The following is a 3953-nucleotide window of genomic DNA, read 5'->3' on the forward strand; positions in this document are numbered from 1 at the left end:
TCGCGGAATGCGTCTGGATGATGCCGAACTCGTCGCCGCCGAGCCGCGCGACCGTGTCGCCGACCTGGACGGCGCCGGAGAGGCGGACCGCGACCTGGCGGATGAGCTCGTCGCCGGCGGTGTGGCCATAGGTGTCGTTGACGGCCTTGAAGCGATCGAGGTCGATCAGCAGCACGGCGAGGCTTGGACCGTTATCGTCCTGGATATGGGCGAGCGTCTGGTCCAGCGTCAGGTCGAAGCTGCGGCGGTTCGGCAGGAGCGAGAGCTCGTCCTGGCCGGCGAGGCGCTGGATCTGGCGCTCGCGCAGTTCGATCTGCTTGGCAGAGGCGCGCAGGCGCTGCACGACGAAGATGAAGATCGCGGAAAACAGTAGGGCGACTGCGATGAGCGCCCAGAGGAAGCGGCGCAGCATGACGTCGCCCGGCCGGGTCGGCACCCAGGTCAGCCAGGCGCCGATCTTACCGTCTGCGGTGCGCAGGCCCAGCTTCGACAGCTGGTCGGCCGGCGGCGTGGTCACGAGTTCGATATCGGCGACGCGGTTGCGATCGGCGAGGTCGGAGAGCAGGGCGCTCGACAGATGCCGGTACACGACGAAGGACAGCGGTGTCGGGTTGCCGTCGGAATTGAGCGAAGCGATCCGCGAGAGGTCGACCACCGTCAGCATCAAGGTCTCGTCGCCATCCGTGACGATGGTCGAGCGGGCAGCTCCGAACTGGGGCGTGACCTCATCGCCGATCATGCCAGCGACGAAGGAACTCTTCGCGCCGCGCTGCAGGGCCGCGATGTGATGCGGGCCATCCTGACTGGCATGGTTCGTGCCGGCCGGATTCTCGATCCAGGCCAGCACGGTTGCGCCGGCCCCGTCGATATAGGCCCCGTCGAAATCCATCAGCTGGCCGCTCAGGCGCTTGAGCGCGGCCTGGAGCGCGGGGGACGAGCCAGGCTGCTGCAGGGCGTCGGGTAGGTCGCCGGCTGCAACGAGCCGCTCCAGCCGCAATTCGCTCAGCTTGATCTGGGCGTTGACGGCTGCCTCGATCCGCTCGCGCTGGCGCTGGGCCTCAAGACGATTGGCTTCGCGGGTGATCGCGACCACGACGCCGATGCCCGCCGCCATCAGCAGCACGAAGGCGCAGCCCAGCGTCACCACGGTGCTGGCGAACATGCGAGCGGAGGAGCCCGCATTCGTCATCTTCGCGGCAGGGAATGCGGGCATTATTCGTCCGGAAAAGCGTCTTGATGTTGCGACTTAAGGCCTGAAGTGTTGACATCCCGTTGCCTGCACGCAGGTTACCGATAGGTCAAGTCCCCGAAGGCGCGTAGGGCGGACGCGGGATCGCCATATGAGCGGCTCGCAACGCGGCCGACCAGCGCTCGCGCAGGTCGTGGAAATAGGGTTCGCCCGCCTCGATCCGCCGATTGAGTTCGAAATCATCGGCATCACGCCTGAGGACCACGAGGTCGATAGGCAGGCCGACGCCGAGATTGGAGCGCATCGTCGAATCCATCGAGATCAGCCCGACCTTGAGCGCATCGTAGAGATGGGTCTTGTAGGTGACGGCGCGGTCGAGGATCGGCTTGCCGTATTTGTGCTCGCCGATCTGCAGAAACGGGGAATCGATTCCGCATTCGATGAAGTTTCCAGCGCTGTAGACCATGAAGAGGCGCATCGGCTGGCCCTTGATCTGGCCACCGAACAGCATGCCGATCTCGAACTTGACGTTCGCCTCCTCCAGCGCCGGGCCGTCGACGTCGCGGACATGGCGGATGCAGCGGCCGACGAGTTGGGCAGCCCTGAACATCGAGCTGGCATTCTGCAGCGTGTCGAGCTCGCCGGTGTCGGGATTGGGCAGTCCTTCGTGGAGAAAGCTCACCACCGATTGGGTGATCGAGAGGTTCCCCGCCGTCATCAGGCCGAAATTGCGATCGCCCGGCCAGTTGAAGACATGGAGCTTGCGGAAGGTCGAGATGTCGTCGAGCCCGGCATTGGTGCGGGTGTCGGCAATCATGACGAGCCCATCCTGCACGAGGATTCCGGCGCAATAGGTCACGGGTTCGGTCCCTGTTTTCTTGCCCTGTTCTCTCGGCGTGTCCGCGCAGGAGCCGCTATTGGTTGGCGTCGCGGCCTTCGGCCTCGCGGGCGCTGACGAGGACGTTGAGATTCTCGCCCTCGCCACCCTGGCGCGAGCCGCGGACCGGTGCTGCATCCGCGTAGTCGAGCCCTATCGCAACACGTACATGCGTGTCGATCGGACAAAGCGCATTGGCGCAGTCGAAGCCGATCCAGCCATAGTCGTCGAGATGGACCTCGGCCCAGGCATGGGCGCCGTTGCCATGCGGCAGGCTGTCGGACTGCGCGACATAGCCGGAGACATAGCGGGCAGGCAGGCCGAGATGGCGGGCGCAGGCCATGAAGACATGGGCGACGTCCTGCGCGATCGCCTCGCCAGCCGCAAAGGCCTGGGCTGCGCCGACGCCGGTACGGCCGCTGGCCTTGACGCAATCCATCCGGTCGCTGACGGCATTCATCAGCGCGTGCATTCGGGAGAGCGGTGTGCCAGCGCCGGCCGTGACCTCCTCGGCGAAGCTGCGCAGGGCTTCGTCCTGTTCGGTGAGAAGCGTGTCGCGGCAATAGACCTCGCAGGGCACGCGCTCCAGCCCGCCACGGACGACGCCGGCGAGGTCGACGGTCTCGATCAACCCGTCGATGCGAATGGCGAGCGCGGAGATCGGCCCGTCGGCATAGAAGCTGTGCACGATATTGCCATGGGCGTCCTGCGAGGCACAAAGCCGTCCGTCGACATTCGGCTCGATGCGCCAGGACATGACGTGCTGGCCGTCATGGTCGCGCGGGGTCAGCCGCAGTATCTGGGTGATATGGCGCGCCGGCTCAGCATAATCGTAGCCGATCGTATGGGAAATCCTGATCCGCATAATCCAGTCCGGGACAGGGTTAGGGCAGTCGCGCCGCGAACGCAGGCGAATGGCTCATTGCAGGTATTGCTCGAAGATGGTGTTGCCGAGGCGGTTGTTCTCGGTGATGAACTCCTCGATGAACTCATGCAGCCCGTGCACGAAGACATCGTCGATCCGGGTGTTGCTGAGATTGGTCAACGTCTTGCGGGCCTGGCGCTGGGCCGGGCCCTGGCGGCCATAGGCATCGCCCAGCGCATCGAGGAAGCGCGAGATATTCTCGTAGCAGGCGGCAAGCGAGCGCGGCATGCGCCGGTTCAGCACCAGGAGATCGGCGACGAGGATCGGCTTCACCGCCTCGCGATAGACCCAGTGATAGGCGGTCAGCGCCGAGACCTCGCGCAGCACCGTGGTCCATTGGAAATAGTCGAGCGAGCCGCCGACCTGCTCGTCTGCCGGCAGCAGCACATGGTATTTCACGTCGAGGATGCGGGCGGTGTTGTCGGCGCGTTCGAGATAGACGCCGAGCCGCGAGAACCAGTAGCTGTCGTCGCGCAGCATGGTCCGGTAGGCTGAGCCGTCGAAGGCGAGCGAGACGCTCTTCACCCAGTCGAGGAAGCGGGCGAATTCCTCGCGGTCCATGCGCTTCTTTTCGAAGCGCTGCAACTCCAGCCAGGCGCCATTCAGCGCATCCCACATCTCGGAGGTCAGCGCGGTGCGCACGGCCCGCGCGTTCGAGCGGGCCTGAGCGAGGCAGTTGCGGATCGAGGACGGGTTGTCCGGGTTGAAGGTCAGGAAGTCGCAGACATTGCGTTCGTTCGCCTCGCCATAGGCCTTGGCGAAGGCGTCCTCGCAGCCGGCGGTGAGGACCGCGCTCTGCCATTCCGTGCCGGCGCCGCCATAGGTCGTCGGCAGGTTGGTCAGGCGCGTCGTCGCGTCGAGGATGCGGGCGAGGTATTCGGCCCGCTCGACATAGCGGGAAACCCAGTAGAGGCTGTCTGCGGTACGCGAAAGCATGGTCAGCGTGCGCCTTTCCGCGGGAT

Annotated in this window: 4 protein-coding genes; all 4 read right to left on the reverse strand. The window is 65.3% G+C overall.

Annotation, left to right across the window (positions count from 1 at the left end; translation table 11 throughout):
* Window positions 1-1162 (reverse strand): GGDEF domain-containing protein (locus Q0Q02_RS23375; RefSeq protein ID WP_293813175.1); only part of this gene is annotated, 1162 nt, incomplete at its 3' end.
* A gap of 136 nt (window positions 1163-1298) precedes the next feature.
* Window positions 1299-2048, reverse strand: coding sequence for a peptidase (locus tag Q0Q02_RS23380; RefSeq protein ID WP_293813177.1), 750 nt, complete (start codon window positions 2046-2048; stop codon window positions 1299-1301).
* A gap of 55 nt (window positions 2049-2103) precedes the next feature.
* Window positions 2104-2931: a transglutaminase family protein gene (locus Q0Q02_RS23385; RefSeq protein ID WP_293813179.1), complete on the reverse strand. Its 828-nt coding sequence runs from the start codon at window positions 2929-2931 to the stop codon at window positions 2104-2106.
* A gap of 54 nt (window positions 2932-2985) precedes the next feature.
* Entirely contained in the window at window positions 2986-3927 is a 942-nt protein-coding gene (locus tag Q0Q02_RS23390; protein WP_293813180.1) for an alpha-E domain-containing protein, read from the reverse strand.
* Window positions 3928-3953: the final 26 nt, after the last annotated feature.

Source organism: uncultured Allobosea sp., assembly GCF_945956895.1.
GTDB lineage: Bacteria > Pseudomonadota > Alphaproteobacteria > Rhizobiales > Beijerinckiaceae > Allobosea.

Coding starts and splice junctions, on each gene's coding strand:
- Q0Q02_RS23385 (WP_293813179.1), bottom strand. CDS start 2,931: ATGCGGATCAGGATTTCCCATACGATCGGCTACGATTATGCTGAGCCG.
- Q0Q02_RS23390 (WP_293813180.1), bottom strand. CDS start 3,927: ATGCTTTCGCGTACCGCAGACAGCCTCTACTGGGTTTCCCGCTATGTC.